Source organism: Mesorhizobium sp. M7A.F.Ca.CA.002.09.1.1 (assembly GCF_003998555.1).
GTDB classification, from domain to species: Bacteria; Pseudomonadota; Alphaproteobacteria; order Rhizobiales; family Rhizobiaceae; genus Mesorhizobium; species Mesorhizobium ciceri.
In genome coordinates this window covers 1-778 of the sequence record NZ_RZRR01001434.1, presented here as the reverse complement: position 1 = coordinate 778, position 778 = coordinate 1, and the positions used below count along the sequence as shown (strand labels likewise).

1 protein-coding gene and 1 pseudogene are annotated in these 778 nt (G+C 60.8%); both read left to right on the top strand.

From position 1 onward, the window contains the following. Nucleotides 1-449: pseudogene (locus EN994_RS33800) on the top strand (GntR family transcriptional regulator); the annotation flags it as partial. Further along, the coding region (locus EN994_RS33795; RefSeq protein ID WP_127308278.1) for a twin-arginine translocation signal domain-containing protein at nucleotides 446-778 on the top strand (333 nt) is incomplete at its 3' end. The pseudogene EN994_RS33800 and the gene EN994_RS33795, both read left to right, overlap by 4 nt.

The following is a 778-nucleotide window of genomic DNA, read 5'->3' as shown; positions in this document are numbered from 1 at the left end:
TCCACACGGTGTTCGTGCGCCTTAGCCGCAACAAGGTGATGCAGGAAATCCATGCCCAGCTGGTGCGCCGCACGACGCTGCTGCGCTCGCTCATTTCAGCCGATTTCGACTATTGCAATCTGCTCGACGATCATTCGAGGGTCGTCGACCTCCTGGAAAAGGGCCGCCTGAAACAGGCCATGGACCTGATCGACACGCATCACCGCACCGTGGTGCGCGGCTATATCATGGATCGCGACGTGTTTCCGGAGATGACGCCTGCCGAAGCGCTCGCACCCTATCTCGACGGCAAGGCCGACGGAGCGACGATATCGGCTGGATTGAGGCAGGCAAAACCATCCGGGAATGGCGACGGCGCGGTGCACGCGCACGTCCATCTCCCTAACAAAGACCGGGCATCGACAAGCCGGGCATCAACCAAAAAAACCAACAGAGGGTTACCGACATGAACGACCTGACAAGACGCGGATTCCTGAAATACAGCGGTGCGCTGGGTGCTGCGCTCGGTGCCGGAGGGCTGAGCACGGTCGCCAAGGCTCAAGAGGTGCTCAAGATCGGCGTCGTCTACGTCTCGCCGATCGCCGAAATCGGCTGGACCAAGCAGCACAGCCTTGGCGTCGAGGCGATCAAAGCCGCGTTCGGCGACAAGGCCGAACTCACCGTCATCGACAACATCTTCATGCCGCAGGATGCGGAGCGCATTTTCCGCGAGCTGGCCAGCGCCGGCAACAAACTGATCTTCGGCACCAGCTTTTCGCACGGAACGCCCATGCAGCTG